The sequence below is a fragment of the Pustulibacterium marinum genome (assembly GCF_900116665.1).
Classification (GTDB): domain Bacteria; phylum Bacteroidota; class Bacteroidia; order Flavobacteriales; family Flavobacteriaceae; genus Pustulibacterium; species Pustulibacterium marinum.
Window position 1 is genome coordinate 1 of record NZ_FPBK01000014.1, and the last position, 16,833, is coordinate 16,833.

General features: G+C 34.6%; 20 protein-coding genes. 4 read left to right on the forward strand and 16 right to left on the reverse strand.

The genetic code is table 11. The features are described from left to right. From tnpA to BM383_RS15390, 5 genes are all read right to left on the reverse strand, one after another. Window positions 1–243, reverse strand: a 243-nt coding sequence (tnpA, locus tag BM383_RS15370; RefSeq protein ID WP_143106443.1) for an IS200/IS605 family transposase, incomplete at its 3' end; no start/stop codon positions are given. A 491-nt stretch (window positions 244–734) separates the two neighbouring features. Then, window positions 735–1,232: an aldo/keto reductase gene (locus BM383_RS19070; protein WP_177229143.1), complete on the reverse strand. Its 498-nt coding sequence runs from the start codon at window positions 1,230–1,232 to the stop codon at window positions 735–737. A 10-nt stretch (window positions 1,233–1,242) separates the two neighbouring features. Further along, window positions 1,243–2,082 carry an aldo/keto reductase gene (locus BM383_RS15380; RefSeq protein ID WP_093026039.1) on the reverse strand — a complete coding sequence of 280 codons (840 nt, stop codon included), beginning with the start codon at window positions 2,080–2,082 and terminating at the stop codon, window positions 1,243–1,245. A 13-nt stretch (window positions 2,083–2,095) separates the two neighbouring features. Then, on the reverse strand, window positions 2,096–3,133 hold the full coding sequence (locus tag BM383_RS15385; protein ID WP_177229144.1) for an aldo/keto reductase: 1,038 nt from the start codon (window positions 3,131–3,133) through the stop codon (window positions 2,096–2,098). A gap of 16 nt (window positions 3,134–3,149) precedes the next feature. Then, a complete protein-coding gene (locus BM383_RS15390; RefSeq protein WP_218157951.1) occupies window positions 3,150–3,887 on the reverse strand; it encodes an SDR family NAD(P)-dependent oxidoreductase in 738 nt (245 codons plus the stop codon). 184 nt (window positions 3,888–4,071) lie between these two features. On the opposite strand from BM383_RS15390, the gene BM383_RS15395 reads away from it, so the two are divergent. Beyond that, the gene (locus BM383_RS15395) at window positions 4,072–4,968 is read left to right on the forward strand and encodes a helix-turn-helix domain-containing protein (RefSeq protein ID WP_093026042.1); all 897 of its coding nucleotides are present in this window, start codon (window positions 4,072–4,074) and stop codon (window positions 4,966–4,968) included. A gap of 234 nt (window positions 4,969–5,202) precedes the next feature. Here BM383_RS15395 and BM383_RS15400 read toward each other — a convergent pair whose 3' ends face one another. From BM383_RS15400 to BM383_RS15430, 7 genes are all read right to left on the reverse strand, one after another. After that, a complete protein-coding gene (locus tag BM383_RS15400; RefSeq protein ID WP_093026043.1) occupies window positions 5,203–6,075 on the reverse strand; it encodes an SDR family oxidoreductase in 873 nt (290 codons plus the stop codon). A 12-nt stretch (window positions 6,076–6,087) separates the two neighbouring features. After that, window positions 6,088–6,351, reverse strand: a complete 264-nt coding sequence (locus BM383_RS15405) for a hypothetical protein (protein WP_093026044.1) — start codon at window positions 6,349–6,351, stop codon at window positions 6,088–6,090. A 13-nt stretch (window positions 6,352–6,364) separates the two neighbouring features. Further along, a complete protein-coding gene (locus tag BM383_RS15410; protein ID WP_093026045.1) occupies window positions 6,365–6,937 on the reverse strand; it encodes a flavodoxin family protein in 573 nt (190 codons plus the stop codon). A 76-nt stretch (window positions 6,938–7,013) separates the two neighbouring features. Beyond that, complete coding sequence (locus BM383_RS15415; protein WP_218157952.1) at window positions 7,014–7,766, reverse strand: SDR family NAD(P)-dependent oxidoreductase; 753 nt, start codon at window positions 7,764–7,766, stop codon at window positions 7,014–7,016. 78 nt (window positions 7,767–7,844) lie between these two features. Further along, window positions 7,845–8,525 (reverse strand): NADPH-dependent F420 reductase, encoded by a 681-nt coding sequence (locus BM383_RS15420; RefSeq protein ID WP_093026046.1) that lies wholly within the window; start codon window positions 8,523–8,525, stop codon window positions 7,845–7,847. 40 nt (window positions 8,526–8,565) lie between these two features. After that, complete coding sequence (locus tag BM383_RS15425) at window positions 8,566–9,300, reverse strand: SDR family NAD(P)-dependent oxidoreductase (RefSeq protein ID WP_093026047.1); 735 nt, start codon at window positions 9,298–9,300, stop codon at window positions 8,566–8,568. A 16-nt stretch (window positions 9,301–9,316) separates the two neighbouring features. Continuing rightward, the gene (locus BM383_RS15430; protein WP_093026048.1) at window positions 9,317–10,171 is read right to left on the reverse strand and encodes an aldo/keto reductase; all 855 of its coding nucleotides are present in this window, start codon (window positions 10,169–10,171) and stop codon (window positions 9,317–9,319) included. Window positions 10,172–10,313: 142 nt separating this feature from the next. Between BM383_RS15430 and BM383_RS15435 the strand changes: the two genes are divergently transcribed. Then, the gene (locus BM383_RS15435; protein WP_093026049.1) at window positions 10,314–11,219 is read left to right on the forward strand and encodes a helix-turn-helix domain-containing protein; all 906 of its coding nucleotides are present in this window, start codon (window positions 10,314–10,316) and stop codon (window positions 11,217–11,219) included. 16 nt (window positions 11,220–11,235) lie between these two features. Here BM383_RS15435 and BM383_RS18885 read toward each other — a convergent pair whose 3' ends face one another. Further along, window positions 11,236–11,397, reverse strand: coding sequence for a hypothetical protein (locus BM383_RS18885; protein ID WP_177229145.1), 162 nt, complete (start codon window positions 11,395–11,397; stop codon window positions 11,236–11,238). Window positions 11,398–11,402: 5 nt separating this feature from the next. Continuing rightward, window positions 11,403–12,899 carry a carboxymuconolactone decarboxylase family protein gene (locus BM383_RS19035; protein WP_093026050.1) on the reverse strand — a complete coding sequence of 499 codons (1,497 nt, stop codon included), beginning with the start codon at window positions 12,897–12,899 and terminating at the stop codon, window positions 11,403–11,405. A 268-nt stretch (window positions 12,900–13,167) separates the two neighbouring features. On the opposite strand from BM383_RS19035, the gene BM383_RS15445 reads away from it, so the two are divergent. Beyond that, window positions 13,168–14,064, forward strand: a complete 897-nt coding sequence (locus BM383_RS15445) for a helix-turn-helix domain-containing protein (RefSeq protein WP_093026051.1) — start codon at window positions 13,168–13,170, stop codon at window positions 14,062–14,064. A gap of 168 nt (window positions 14,065–14,232) precedes the next feature. Here BM383_RS15445 and BM383_RS15450 read toward each other — a convergent pair whose 3' ends face one another. Together BM383_RS15450 and BM383_RS15455 are read right to left on the reverse strand one after the other, a co-directional pair. Next, complete coding sequence (locus BM383_RS15450; RefSeq protein ID WP_093026052.1) at window positions 14,233–15,195, reverse strand: hypothetical protein; 963 nt, start codon at window positions 15,193–15,195, stop codon at window positions 14,233–14,235. Between the two features lie 191 nt (window positions 15,196–15,386). Further along, window positions 15,387–15,734 (reverse strand): winged helix-turn-helix transcriptional regulator, encoded by a 348-nt coding sequence (locus BM383_RS15455; protein WP_093026053.1) that lies wholly within the window; start codon window positions 15,732–15,734, stop codon window positions 15,387–15,389. 107 nt (window positions 15,735–15,841) lie between these two features. Here BM383_RS15455 and BM383_RS15460 point away from each other — a divergent pair, with 107 nt between their 5' ends. Then, complete coding sequence (locus tag BM383_RS15460; protein ID WP_093026054.1) at window positions 15,842–16,801, forward strand: aldo/keto reductase; 960 nt, start codon at window positions 15,842–15,844, stop codon at window positions 16,799–16,801. Window positions 16,802–16,833 lie beyond the last annotated feature (32 nt).

The following is a 16,833-nucleotide window of genomic DNA, read 5'->3' on the forward strand; positions in this document are numbered from 1 at the left end:
TTGTTTCACTATTGAGCTTATACTATATTTAGGAGCATATTCTATATGCATGTGCACATGGTCTTGACTTACAACTCCTTTTAAGATCTCAATCCCCTCTGCATCACATATTTGTATCAGTAGTTCGCGACATCGTGATTGAATATCTCCTTTTAAAACTTTATATCTATACTTGGTAGACCAAACTATGTGGCAACTAAGACGGCTGGTGGTATGTGCACCCTTTCGATTATAGCTCGTCATAAACTAATCTACAAAATTTTATCGCACTACTAAAGTGCTGCAATAAAATTGCAGGGTTTTAATATCCCTGTTCTGAGACCAATAAAAATAACAAGTGATAAACACTCCCTTTCTTAAGATATGAAAGGGAGTGTTTAATATAGGATGTAGTTCTCATTAATGAATCTATACAAAATTTCAATTTAAAATCATCTCTCATATTCTTGTTTAAGAACGATTTGTTTTGATATGCGTTATTGTAGCTTTACATACAAAAAAGGGACACGCAATGCATACGTGCCCAAAAAAACAAATGGCGGATAAGACCATTATTTGACTTTTCAAGTATTCTTGGTAACGTCTTTATAACTCTTCTAGAGACAATTTCCAGTATTCTACTAAAGAATTTGTTTTTACTTTTTCTTTGTACTCTTCAATGTATTTTTGGTTCAGACTATCGTTGTCTTTATACTCTTTAAAAACATAGAACTAAAATATTAAAAAAACGAAACCTAAAAATTAACTACACTATCCAATGCATCGTCAGCCTCTTGTTGCATGAAATGTGCTTGGTAGCCAATGGTAGTTAAAATAGAAGAATGTCTGTACAATTTTTGCAACATTTGAATTGGAATTTTATCGCCTGATAAATTTCCAAAGCTATGTCTCGCAATATGCATCGTCAAGCGTTTTTTAATTTGAAGTGTTTCTGCTGCCTGTTGCAATAGCGCTTCTCTTGAAATAAGCGTTTCGTCCTTTTGAATATACAGCTTGGTAGCAATTACGACATCCTTGCGGATATCTTTTACAGCCTTACCAAGCAACATTTCATTGTGACCATTACCGTAGCCTTCTGCGGTATCAAAAAAATTACATCCCTGATCGAATGCATAACGAATTAACGCTAAACTATCATTTGCTTCCGGAAGCGGACCATAAGCATGGCTCAACCCCATGCAGCCGTAACCCACTGCGCTTACCTTAACATCTCTCAATTTTCTATACTGCATAATTCTATTTTTATAATTCACTAAACCATTTTACCACTTCTGGGTCTGTATGGTTTTTAAATGTACTTTTTCCTGTGTCGATAGATTTGATGTCTTTCATATCCGTGTCATCTAATTTGAAATCAAAGACATTGATGTTTTCTTTGATACGTTTTAAGTGAACTGATTTAGGGATAACCACAATGCCTCTTTGAATCATCCAGCGTAATACCACCTGTGCTACTGATTTGTTATGTTTTTTAGCAATATTGTTAAGCAATTCATTTTCAAAAACATTTAGTTTACCTTGACCAAATGGAGACCAAGATTGGTGCAGTATGTCATTGTCTGTTAGAAATTGATTGTTCTCTATCTGCTGATTGAAAGGATGTGTTTCAATTTGATTAACGGCAGGTTTAATTTCATTGTATAGTATAAAATCCATTAACCTATCAGGGCGAAAATTACTTACGCCAATGGCACGTATTTTACCTTCTTTGTACAACGCTTCCATAGCTCGCCAAGAACCATACACATCATTAAAAGGTTGGTGAATTAGGTAGAGGTCTAAATAATCCAATCCTAAATTTTTAAGCGAAAGTTCAAATGCCTTTTTGGTATGTTCATATCCGGCATCCTGTAGCCAAAGCTTCGTGGTTATAAACAGTTCTTCACGAGCCACTCCACTATTTTTAATCCCTTTTCCAACAGCTTCTTCATTTCCATATTTTGAAGCAGTATCAATTAGACGGTAACCAGCTTGTATAGCATCTGTTACACTTTTTTCACATTCAGCCAAGTCATTCATCTGGTAAACACCAAAGCCCAACATCGGCATTGTTACACCGTTATTTAATTTTATATATTCCATGATTTTCTATTTTTTATCCTTGTATTTTGTTTTTCCTTCCTGCAATAATTTTTTTAAAAGCGGGTACATCGAAAAGATTAGGTAATGGGCCACCATGTAAGTTTTTATTTAAGTTGTCTATTGCGCTCATGTCTTCAGCGCTTAGCTCAAAATCAAAGATGTTGATATTGTACAACAAACGTTCGTAATGCTGCGACTTAGGAATGGCTATTAATCCTTTTTGGATATGCCAGCGAAGAACAATCTGTGCTGTTACTTTTTTATACTTTTCAGCTAGCTTAACAATGGTATAATCCTGTAAAAGTCTTATCGGAGTTGTTGGGTTACTAGCACTATTGGCTAACTCACCTCCAATAGGACCCCAAGATTCTGTAACTATACCATGTTTTTTATGGAAGTCTCTCAATTCCTTTTGGATAAGATAGGGATGTAACTCAACCTGATTAACAGCAGGTACAATCGAGGTTTGAGACATGAGGTTTTCTAGATGCTCCGGAGTAAAATTACTTACTCCAATAGCACGGATTTTTTTATCGGCATATAATTTTTCTAATGCTTTGTAAGCTTGTACTGTTTTATCAAAATCCGTAGGAACCGGCCAGTGTAAAATATACAAATCCAAATAATCCAACCCTAAAAGGTTAAGGCTATTCTCAAAAGCTTCGATAGCGTTATCATAACCGTAATCTTCTATCCATAATTTGGTAGTAATAAATAGCTCGGAACGATTAATACCACTTCTTTTGATTCCTTCTCCTACCTCTTTTTCATTTCCGTAATTGGTTGCAGTATCCACCAAACGATACCCATTTTGTAAAGCGAAAGCAATGTTTTCAGCCGCTTGAATGGTAGGTAAAGCAAAAGATCCAACACCTAAAACCGGCATTTCAACACCATTATTTAGCGTAATTGAAGGGCTTTTTGCTGGTGAGTTATTGAAATTTTGATTTGTATCATGATGGAACACTGAATTTGCAGAAGTCATGCTTGATACAGCCAAAGCACCGGAGGCTAGGCTAGCTTTTTTAATAAAATCTCTTCTTTTTGACATAACGATATTTTTTTAATTATTTAATAGTATACCCTCCATCCGGAACCACAGCTTGCCCAATCATGAAACCAGCGGCATCACTCGATAACCAAAGCACCGTAGACGCTAACTCTTCAGATTTTCCCATTCTACCTTTTGGAATACTACTAATGATGGCATCCATGTGCTCAGGATGATCAGCAATGGCGTAGGCGACCATTGGTGTATCAGTAGTTCCTGGACAAATACAGTTCACACGAATCCCTTTTGGAGCATATTCTAATGCCGTTGCTTTAGTCAGTCCCACAACGCCATGTTTGGCAGCCGTATATGCACCTAAATTGGCAGTGCCTACAATACCGCTTTGAGAGGAACAATTCACAATAGATCCTGAACCTTGCTCGCGCATTTGCTGTAATTCATATTTCATGCAAAGCCATATGCCTTTTAGGTTCACGGCAATGGCTCTATCGAAGTCTTCGGACAAAGCATCAGCTGTTTCAGCTACGGCAACGTGCATACCTGCATTGTTATAAGCTATATCTAGCTTTCCAAATTTTTGAATCACTTGTTCCACCATATTTTTTACTTCAGCTTCACTGCTTACATCGCATTTAATACCTATCACATCATATCCTTTATCTAAAAGTAATTTAACGGCTTCATCTAATGCCTGTTGATTGAAATCAGCCAACACTACTGACGCGCCTGATTCAGCAAATTGTCTGGCTGTTTCCAAACCTAATCCTGAAGCTGCACCGGTGACCAGTGCCACCTTATTTTTAAATAATAATTCCATCTTTGATCATCTTTATTTTTGTTACTACAAAATTATCCGCTTTCATACAGAGCTACTTATATCAATTACAGAGATGCTGTTACATTTTACAGAAATGGATAACCTTCTGTTTTACATTATTATAATTTGGATAAATTTGCTTTAGAAAAATAGAATTGCAATGAAGAATACAGTGAATTTTAATACAGTAGATAGTTACAATAAGTATGGAGGACAAACGACTGTAAATCCTTTGGTAAGTATTGTTGATTTATCAAAAGGACCGCTGAATAGCTACACCCAATTGAATGTGGGTTTATACATCATTGTTTTTAAAGACAAATATTGTGGCGAAATAGAATATGGCCGCAGTTCGTATGATTATAATGAAGGTGCCTTGTTGTTTTTTTCACCCGGACAGGTCATTCGATTAGAAGAAACGGAAGAATTACATCAACCAAAGGGTTATGCATTGGCCTTCCATCCTGATTTTCTGCATAGAACATCACTGCTCAAAAACTTTCACGAGTACACATTTTTCAATTATGCAATGAAAGAAGCACTGTATATGTCTGAAACTGAGCAGGCAAATATTCTGGATTGTTTTGCAAGGATAAAATCAGAAATTGAAAGACCCATTGATCAGCATAGCAAGCGAGTAATCATCTCTGCCATCGAACTTTTATTGAGTTACTGCATCCGATTTTATGACCGACAGTTCATAACCAGAGAGAAAATGAATTATGGCATACTTGAACGATTTGAAGAACTCATTAGAACTTATTTTCAAACAAATAAACCCCAAGAATTAGGACTTCCCACTGTTTCCTATTGCGCATCTGAATTATATCTATCGCCAAATTATTTTGGTGATTTGGTAAAAAAAGAAACCGGTAAAACGCCACATGAATATATACAAAACAAAATAATTAATTTAGCCAAAAATAAAATTTCTGATCCGACTAGAACTTTAGGAGAAATAGCATATGACTTGGGATTTAAAAGTCCTTCTCATTTCTCTAAATTATTTAAACAAAAAACAGGTAAAACTCCATTAGAATATAGAAATTTAAATTAAAGGACAACAAGTTCCCAAACATGAAACTTATTGCCTTTTAGTTTAGTAATACACTTATTAAGAATTTATCAAACAAATTTTCATGTCTTGACTTTTTCCACCAAATATTTGGGCGGATGGTATTCAAAAGAGAGATTATAAAATTTACGGGAATAACTTCTGTCTAAATTTTTACTAAACAGCGTGAAGCACCCGTAATAAAATTTATCTTTTTCATTCTAAATTTTCATTTAATTACTGAATTAATTCTTTTAGCCCCTCAAATAATGATGAGGGTTTTCTCTCCAATAAAATTTCTAAATCATTTGATGGAAGGTCTAATACACCATTTTGTATGTCATTTTGGAAAGAAGCCAATGCTTCCGCTATATTTTCTGCCAACCCTGCTTCCTTCAAAAGATTTTTGTATTCAACTTGACTTATTTTTTTTACGTCAAAATCTGTATTAGTCGCTTTCTTTAATGCTTTTGCTAACTCTGCATACGTTGAGGACGTTCCTCCTAATTCATATATGAGTTGAGGATTCTCTATAAAAAGGACGTTGGCAGCAGCTTCTGCATATTCTCTTTCTAAAGCCCAACCAACTTTGCCTTCTTCTGAGGAATAAGCAAAAAGGTTTCCTTTTGATGCGTTAACTAGAAGTGATAGTTCGTTTTCTAAATACCAATTATTGCGAAGAACCGTATAGTTTAGACCTGACTCCTCAAGTAACTTCTCGGTATTTCTATGGTCTTCTGCTAAAAACGTTTTAGATGCTTTAGCATTTACCAAACTTGTATAAGCTACAAATTTTACGTTTGCATTTTTAAGCGAATTTATCACAGCCCTATGTTGATCTATTCTTGAAAACGTAGGATCTGAAAGGGTATTTGGATTTGCATTGGATGAGATAAACAATACTTTATCAACTCCTTGAAAAGCTGCCTCCATAGCCTTTTCATGGGTATAATCGGCAATCCTTACTTCAATTCCTTTTTGTTCCAGATTCGCTGCCTTTTTAGGGTCGCGAATCATCGCTATTATATTTTCTGCATTTGTTTTTTTGAGCAAGTAATCAATGACGAATGTTCCTAACTTGCCACTTGCTGCAGTCACTAAATATTTCATAATACTACTGTATTAAAATTGTTTTTCTACAGTGTTGATTTCAATTTTTTCAAAAAACTGATACAAAGGCAAGGTTTTTATTAATTCTTCCACTTTGCTTTGTTTTAAATCTGAAAAAACAAGAAATACACCTGTTGTATCATGTTTCAGATATAGTTGTTCTAAAAGCCCCTCCTTTTTCCAATTAGATACTACTTGATTTTCAAGAGGTAATAATTCTTCAAAATTTGGAATTTGAGTAGCATGTGCTACTATATCAACAATAACATTTTTCATCGTTTTATTTAAATTATAATTGATAAGCCAAAGCAAGTGTTGCAACTCTATGACCAAGAATTTCTGCTGTATTTTTATCTTCAATGCTTGGAGTTATTGAAGGATCTTCGTTTTGAGCAACCGCCATTACACCAATCCAACTTCCTAAATTGTTAATCCCATTAGATTGACCAGGTAATTCTCCTAAACTTACCCAAATCATACCGTGTTGCATTGCAAACAAATTAAAATACTGAAGTGTATGCAACTTATCACCACTTTTAGCACCTGATACTGTAAAACCCGCAGCAAGTTTGTTTTTCCATTTTTGATTAATCCAACTATAAGATGTTGCATCAGCTAAAGCTTTAAACTGAGCAGAAACACCACCCATATAAGTAGGAGAACCAAATATGATAGCATCACTCTCATCTAATTGGTCTATAACGTGTTGATTTTTATAACTACCATTAATTATATCAGATGGATTTATTGCTATTAAGTTGGCTTCTACACCTTCAACTGAATTGGCACCTTTCTCAATTGCTTCTGCTAATTTTTCAGTGTGACCAGTACCTGAATAATATACTATTGCTACTTTTTTCATTTTACTTTTTATTTAATTGTTCAAACTAATTTTCTGAATTAAAACCTGTTTTTTATTTTTCTATACTTTTGGTTGTTTACCAAGGTAAAGGCTTTCCATCTCTAAAAAATTGCCCAGTTGGTCCATTATCAGCTAAGGTAGCTGCCCATACTATTCCCTTGGCGCTTTCGCTTACTGGCCGAGCTCCATATGCTGCCAAACCGGGACGTGTGGCTGTAAAACCTGGACAGATTGCATTCACCAGTACATTATCCCTTCTAAAGTCTTTACTCATCTTAACTGTAAGACCGTTAAGAGCCAATTTCGTTATCGCATATGGAGTCAAAGGATAATCTCCCATCATGTTCAATGCTGGTCCAGGAAAATTGATTATTCCGAAATCTAGATCTCCGTAAGAACCTGCTCCACTAGAAACATTTACGATTCTACCATGACCACTAGCTACTATTAAAGGATAAAAATATTGAGTAACAGCCCATGTACCCGTTACATTCGTTTCAAATTCTATATTAAATTCGTCTAAGTTTTTTTCAAAGGCTGTTGCAGAACCATCTAACATTAGTGCCGCATTATTGATAAGGACATCCAATGTTTGATGATCTCTTTTCACTTTCTTTACGGCTTCAGTAATACTTGCCCTATCTAAAAGATCAATGCATACGGCTGAAGCCTTTATACCTTGTGTATTCAATTCGGCTGCAATGGAATCAGCTTGTTCAAATTTTCTTGCGGCAATGATTACGTGAAATCCTTCTTGTCCTAACTGCTTAGCGATTTCATACCCCAAACCTATTTTGGTACTCACACCGGTAATTAATGCTGTTTTCAATTTATTATGATTTTAAATTTATTAACTCCATGATCTTAATTCGGAATTGTAAAGAAAAATCCCTCATCAACTAGGCCATTATTTTCTTAAAAAAGAAAAAGCGTGCGACCAACTATTATTGTGAAAAGCATAACGTATCCACATCAAAGCAAATGATTCCATATAAAAGGCTTCCCCGATGACTCCAAGATCCATGATATCTTTCCAACCCCAGCCTTTTGCAATTTCTGTTACTTTAGCTTTAGCCTCATTATCATTTCCTGCTACCATTAATACGGGATAACCTTCCTCTCTTTGAGGGTTCACCACTATGTGCATACTCAATGTGTTAAACGCCTTAACTACTTTAGCATTGGGTAAGCGGTTTTGGATTTGCTCTCCTAGTGAGTTTCCTATAGCTCCACCAAAACTTGGAGGAATGCCATTAGAAAGGTCAAGAGGGTTGGTAGTATCAATAACAACTTTACCATCTAAATTCTCTTTTCCTGCCAGATCAATAGCATTGATAGCTACATCACCAAACGTTGAAATAAAAACTACCTCTCCAAATTTTGCAGCTTCAGAAAATGTACCTAATTCAACCGTTTTATTATTCACCTGCCATTCTTTATAAGGAGGTGTCCCTATTACATCAGGTTTGGTATTAGCCAGTGTATTCTCTACATTTCTTGTACCAATCATAATTTCATGCCCATCGGAAATGAGTCTTTCTGCCAGTGTTCTTCCAACCATTCCGGTTCCAAAAATTCCTATTTTCATTTTTTCTAAATTTATTCGTTATTGATCCTATTTAAACTTTCTACGCTCCAGCACCGCCATCAACACCATAATCTGAACCTGTTACAAAACTTGCTTCATCAGATGCAAGAAAGGCTACCACCGATGCTACTTCTTCCGGTTTACCAAAACGCCCCAAAGGAACCATGGCCATTACGTTATCTTTGTGCTTTTGGGATTTCTCTTCAGATAAAGCTGTTTTCTCATAAATAGGTGTTTCAATTGGTCCAACACCAACGGAGTTTACTCGAATACCATCCTTAGCCAATTCTTTGGCCCACACCTTTGTCAGCATATTTACTGCTGCTTTACTTCCTGCATAGGTGGACATATTAGCTAATGGCTTTGATACGATAGATGTTGATATATTAATTACACTTCCTTTCGTTTCTTTAAGCATTGGTAATGCTTGTTTTGTTAAATCAAATAAGCTACGTACATTGATACCAAATACACTATCGTACTCGTTCATGTCGATTTCAGTGAATGGGGTTACTGGTGCAACACCCGCATTGTTTACCAAAATATCCAGTTGAGGTAAAGAAGTTATCAAACGCGCTATATCATTCGTGTTTTCTAAATCGACAACCATGTAAGATATTTTTCTGTTTTGACTTGCTGATTCTTTTAAAGTGCTTTCGGTACGGCCAATAATAACCACCACAGCACCTTCTTCAGCTAAGCGTTTAGCAATTGCTCTCCCTATACCAGTTCCTGCTCCAGTAATAAGGGCTGTTTTATGTTCAAATCGTTTCATTGTTTTAAGGTTAATTTTATGAACGATTGTTTTTATCGTAGTTTAAAATGAACTTTACCAACTCTGGATCTCTATGCGAGAAAAAAGCCGTTTCTTCTTTATTCAATGCAGCAATTTGCTTCATATCTTCATTGGATAGTTCAAAATCAAATACTGATAAATTTTCAATCATTCGTTCCTTGTTTACAGTTTTAGGAATCAGTACTACTTGACGTTGAATGAAATAGCGCAATGTTACCTGTGCTACAGATTTGTGATACTTTTCACCAATTGCAGTTAAAATTTCATTATTGAAAAAATTATTTTTCCCTTCAGCAAATGGTGCCCATGATTCTAATTGTGTGCCGTACTCTTGCATTATTTTTTCACTTTCAATTTGACCATTAAAAATGTTAGTCTCCAATTGATTAATGGCAGGAACAATATTGTTATGTTCAACCAAATCGATGTAGCGGTCTGGATAGAAATTACTAACTCCAATTGCTCTTACTTTACCTTCTTTGTATGCATCCTCCATGGCTCTATAAGTACCATAATAGTCACCAAATGGTTGATGTATTAACAACAAATCGATATAACTGGTTTGTAATTTTTTTAAAGATTCATCAATGGAAGCTTTTGCTTTTTCATAACCAGCATTAGACACCCATACTTTAGTAGTTAAAAAAATGTCTTTTCTGGAAATGCCACTTTTAGTAATGGCTTTCCCTACACCTTCTTCGTTATAATATGCTTGAGCAGTATCTAAAGAGCGGTATCCTACTTCAAGTGCATTTGAAACTACTTGTTCAGTTTCTTCTGGAGTTACTTGGTAAACACCAAATCCTAAAATTGGCATTTCAACTCCGTTATTTAATATTATCGTTTTCATGTCTTAAAAATTCTGTGTTAATCATTTTATAGGACAAATGTATCCCCTCTGACCATGAAGAATATTACCCATTTAACTCAACTCCATACCATTTTTACTTTTGAACTATTTATTTCTAAATTTGTATACCAAATAGTGAAGCATGGACAGGATTGTTACTATTGACAGTGTTGCGAAATACAATGAAATAAGAGGAACTAAAACCGAACACAACTTAATTAGTATTTTAGATTACGAAAGACTTAAAAAGCCGGAAGTTGGAAAATATAACTTTGGAGTTTATGCAATTTTGTTTAAACAATCGGTTTGTGGAGATATTAAATACGGAAAACAACAGTATGATTATGATGAAGAAAGTTTAATTTTTATTGCTCCTGGTCAAATTTTTGAAGTAGAGAATCATAGAGAAGATACCGAGTCTAAAGGTAAAGCTCTCATTTTTCACTCTGATTTTATTAGAGGTACAGAACTTGGAAAAGTTATTGATGATTATTCTTTTTTTTCTTATTCATTTCATGAAGCCTTACATTTATCAGAAAAAGAACGAGACATCATTTTGGACATTTTTGGTAAAATTGAAACAGAGTTGGAACATAAAACAAAGGATCGTCTAAGCAAAACTTTTATAGTTGACTACCTTAAACTATTTTTAAATTATACAACACGTTTCTACGACCGCCAATTCATTACACGTAAACAAGTAAACAAAGGGATATTAGAACAATTTGAAAGTTTACTAAAAGATTATTTAAAATCGGATAAACCTCAAAATATAGGAGTCCCAACAGTTGCTTACTTTGCTGATGAATTGCATTTATCGCCCAATTATTTTGGAGACCTTATAAAAAAAGAAACTGGGATTTCAGCCTTGGATCATATTCAACACAAATTAATTGAAATTGCGAAAGAAAAAATGTTCAATATTGAGAAATCCATTAGCCAAATTGCCCAAGAAATAGGCTTTGAGTACCCCCAACATTTTACCAGAATGTTTAAGAAGAACGTTGGTATTTCTCCAAAGGAATACAGAAATTCACTTAATACTTAAATCCTTTTTTTATTTATTAAATCTGCCTTGTTTCTGATGCATTTGCAGTGGCGTTCATTTTTATCAAAATCTCTTTTGCTGCATACGAACCTTCCCGCATTTGATAGACCTGCGGATCTCCCAGTATAATGGCTTCTCCATTTTTCAACCTTTCAAAAATATCTTTTGACTGCTCCATATTGCTTAATTTTGGTTAGCCAGTTTATAATCTGCTTCACTCACAGGCTCTAACCAGTTGTTTTCATTCGTTTGTGGATTACCTATAATGGAGAGATGGGAGAACCAACTGTTAGCGGTGGCTCCATGCCAGTGCTCTACATTAGGGGCTATTTCAATTACATCACCCGGTATGATCAGTCTTGCTTTTTTTCCTCTTTCCTGATAGATACCTATACCGCCAACACCAACAAGGACTTGTCCGCCCGTGTGACTGTGCCAATTGTTGTAACAGCCAGGTTCAAAGGTGATATTGGAGATGGGTACGTTTAATTCTTGGTTTGAAGTGAGACGAGATATGTACGATTTTCCTTTAAAGTACTGTGCATACCCCGTATTTTCAACACCTGTAGGAAATTCACTTATATAGGGAATCCTATTTCCGTTTACCGTTTGGGTATTGCCCAGTTTACTGAAAATCGCAAGCATGGTTTGCGTATCCAAAACATCCATATCCACGAGTTTCAACGATTTCACCATTTCTAGCGTTGTCTCTTTATAATTTTTGAAATGTGGTGTTTGCAGATGTGACTGGTACGCATTTTTGTCTGCATAAATTTCTACGATCCTTACCTGGTTAGGGGTTTCTTTCTGGAACATAGGAAAAATCCCCACAACACCTGGTTCTATATGAACCGAAGCAGCTGCTTCCTCTTTTAAAATAGCTTTGTATTGTTCTAAAAACTCAGGAACGATTTCAATCTCAGAAATGCGTACCATCATTTCTGGGCTGGTTATTGGTAATTCATCAACTCCAATAGCTTTCCTTAAAATATTCCCCTGTTCACGGCTTACAAATTCGTCGATGATCATGGTAAGCTCGTTTAGCTGGGCATCGGTTATACCAGTATTTTTCCCCATTGCGATATGTGCTTTAAGTTGTGGTACTACACCTGACATAGACGCAAGTGCTGAAATGGTCACAAACTCCCTTTGGCGATGGCTCAATACATCACTGTTAAATACATCTGCAAAAAGATGTTCTTTAAGGAAATTATCGATTCGTGGCGTGAATTCACCAAATCCAGGAGCAGGTTTTTCCTGCCGCCTTCCAGTCAATTCTTCAAGCGTTTTTCTACCCTGCTCGTATTTGTCCTTCGTTTTATTTTCAACAATGATGGCTTTGCCTTCCTTATCCTTTATTCCTCTTGCTGAACGTTCCTCCACCACAGATTTGAAAACACCTAGAGCATTTAAACTACGTGGAAAACCGCAATACGCATACAATTGTGTTAAAGCTTCCTTGATTTCGTTTATAGTAAGACCTGCATCCAGACCGTCATTAAGTTTTGTCTTTAATAAGGCAGTATTTCCCGTAGCTGTTAAAGCTGCGATAGCCGCCATATGCTGCTGGTGTTCATTTAAGGCTGTAAAAACAGCTTTTTCGTTTGTTTGTGCGTTCATGTTTTCAATGTTTATTGTGAAGAAAAACAGCAGTAGAATTGTTGTGATTTTAATTTTCATGTACATCAATTTTATTTTGCTTCAATTATTATTTTTAAACTATAGTTATCAAAAATTTCTTGTGATAGCGATAAGCATAAGTTTTAATCTTCTCTGTATTATCATGTTTGATAATTTTCATTTTCAAAACTTTTAAAAACAAATTTCCGAATAGATTCCATTATTTATTTATATAGAATACAGATATATTTACCAGTTTTACTGTTTTTGTAATAAACTATACATTGCTAATAAAATGATTGATAACTTTGTTTAAAGTGGTTGAACTATGGGAACAATTATAAAAATTGATACGGTAAAAAAGTACAATGAGGCAATGGGCATTGATACGAAACACCCTTTGGTAAGTGTGATAAATTTTGATGAAATACCAACCTATATACAGTTTCGCAGACATATGGGCTTATACTGTATTTTTCTTAAAAATGTAAAATGTGGAGATATCAGATATGGCTGTCAGCCTTATGATTATGAAGACGGAACCTTGGTATTTATTTCGCCGGGGCAGGTTTATGGAATTGATAGCAGCGGAAAAATCATCAAACCTTCCGGAAGAGCTTTAGTCTTTCATCCTGACTTAATTTTAAGAACTCAGTTGGGAAGTGTTATAAAGGACTATAATTTCTTTTCCTACGCTGTACATGAAGCATTACACCTTTCCAAGAAAGAAAGGGCTACCATTAATGACTGTCTTGACAAAATAGAACATGAAATCGATTTGAACATCGACAAACACAGTAAGCCACTTATCGTATCTAATATCGAGCTGTTGCTAAACTATTGTAAACGATTTTACGACAGGCAGTTTATTACAAGAAACCATGTAAATATAGATATTCTAGTGAGATTTGAAGAATTATTGCAGCGTTATTTTGGCTCAGGAAAAGCTCAAACTTTGGGGTTACCTACTGTGACTTATTGTGCTGAGCAGCTTCATTTATCGCCAAATTACTTCGGTGATCTCATTAAAAAGGAGACTGGTAGTACGGCCTTAGATTACATACAAACTAAATTAATAGATCAAGCTAAAGAAAAATTGTTCATTCCTGGAAAATCTATCAACCAAATAGCTGATGAACTAGGTTTTAAATACCAGCAACATTTTACAAGATTATTCAAACAAAAGATTGGAATTACTCCACAGGAATTTAGAAATTTAAACTAGAGAATAGTCCTATTGTACTTAAAAACCATTTGAATAATTCCACTGTAAAAGACTGATCTGTATGTTTCTTACAAAAATCTATTCCAGATAAAACATCTGATTAAATTATATATGATGTATCCCCGCTATTCGGAAGTTGCATAACCCCTACCAACTTAAGCTATATCTTTATTTCATTTGGTTGAAAAAGAATTTTATGACCTCAAAATTTACATCTGAGGTTGTCCAGTGACCAACATTTTCATACGTTTTAAAAAGTGGAAAAATATGTTTTTCCTGATATAGCTTTTGACATATTACATATCTTTCTTGTACTTTTTCCCCTATATGATTATTAATTATTTGGCGTTCATTTTCACCATAAGCATCGTCAAATTGGACGGCATCATTTTCATCTAATTTTCCCATATAAATAAATTGAGGAATTTGTTTATACGAATCAATATCAAACCTTTTTCCAAATAAATCTGAGAAGTCATTTAGCCCAAGAGGATAATTTAATTTTGTACCATTAATTTTATGTTGAGGCAACATCAGTTCTCCATTAAATCCACCAATGGCTAATGCTTTAATAACATGGGGATGAATAAAAGAAAAACGGTTTGTAAACGTTGCTGATGCAGAAAAACCATTCATAAACACTTTTGAATTAACTTGAATGTTCATTTTCTTTAAGACCATTTTAGCATCACTAATCATAGCAAGCAATTGCAAGTCTAGCCTTTTTAATTCAGGTGATTGTTCTAATATTACATCTCTGTCTAAAGCGTGTGTATACATTAATTCTTGTTGAGCCGGCCTAGGAAATATCGGTACAAGTAAGGGGATTTTTAGCATTGTAGAAATATTGTTACCAACAGAACTTACCGATGCTAAATCAATAGCATATTGCTTGTGAACTTCTATACTATCTGTAGGTCTCCCAGTATTGTTTGGCTCTACCAACAGATATGTTTTTTCATTCCGTGGTGTATCTTTTGGAATAAACAAAATATAGTCATGATAAAAACCCTTGTTTATATTTTTCTGAATGATAACTAAAGTATCGCTTTGAGAAGATCCTAATGTTTTATTTTGAGAGAATGAAAACAGACAATTGATCGATAAAATGAATAAAAATATGGTTCGCATATACTTTTTTCAAACTAGACGACTCTTATAGAAATTTGTTACCATTACTGTTTAGTTCCTTATACTGTTTTCATACAACAATCAGTTACGGATTGGTTAAAAACTAAGGTGGCCAAAATTATTGCCCCTTGTTCTAGCGTTTGTTCGCAGTACACAAAGCATCAATTGTTGTTTTACGGTTTGTAAGTTTCTTATTTCACTATTAATTTTTCCAATTCTTCTCTATTATCTTCTCCCCATTTTGCTGTAGACTTAATAATTGGAATTAATGATTCTCCCAACTCAGTTAAACTATATTCAACTTTAGGAGGTTTTACATCATACGTTTTTTTTGAAAGAATGCCGTGATTTACTAATTGTTTTAATTGTCCCTCTAATACACGCCTAGTAGCATTTGGTATTTTTCTTTGTAAATCACTTGGTCTTTTTATTTCATTATAGATACACCAAACTAAATTGATCTTCCATTTACCATTCATTACTTCCATAAATAAATGCAGTCCACAATCTATGTTTACAGGGGTTTTCCTTTCGTACATACCAAATCAATTAACATTCAAATATAGCAATTATAATACGGACAAATTTATCCGTACTTGACTCTGCTGTTTAAGGAACGTAATTTTGGATACATAAAATAATCGATATGAAATATAAATTATTTGGTTCTAATACAGGCTTATATGCAAGTGAAGTAATTTTAGGAGCTGCGAACTTTGGAACTAGAAAAGGCTATGGTGCTACACCACAAGAATCTAAAAAAATACTTTCTGCTTATACAGATGCAGGAGGAAATTTTATTGATATATCTGATTTGTATCAATTTGGTGAAGCAGAAGAAATAGTTGGAAACTTTTTGAAAAACCAACGAAATAATTTTATTATCTGTACAAAATATACAAAAAGTAGTCAAATTAATCCCGCCAAAAGCAATTATGGAAATCATCGTAAATCGATGAAACAGGCTGTGGAAGCAAGTTTGAAGCGATTAAAAACCGATTATATTGACATTTATATGCCTCACTTTGATGATGGTGTAACTCCTATGGAAGAAATTATAAGGGGGTTAGAAGATTTGGTTAAAGAAGGGAAAGTTCTATATACCGGTTTAACTAATTTTCCTGCTTGGAAGGTTGCATCCATTGCAAGCCGGACAAAATTAACCGCTTTACAAATAGAGTACAATTTGTTGCAGCGAACGGTAGACCGAGAGTTTCTTCCTATGGCAGATGAATTTGGTTTAGGAACAATGATCTATTCACCATTAGCGGGTGGTCAATTAACTGGAAAATACAGAAATGGAGCGTCCGGCCGTTTAAATCTAGGAAGTGATTCTGAATATACAGAAGACCACAGAACAAAAAAAATCATTGATGAACTGGTTGTAATAGCAAAAGAAATAAATGCTACTGCTGGACAAGTTGCATTTGCTTGGGTATTATCAAAAAACGTATTTCCTTTAATAGGTGCTCGTAAACTTTCTCATTTTGAAGATTCTTTACAGGCAACAGCCCTTCAATTAACTCACGAACAAATTACGAGTTTAGATAATTTAAGCAAGGTTTCATTAGGTTATCCTCATGACTTACTAGCTACTGTGCAATAATCATATATAATGATGCTCCTTGCCCAGTTTAA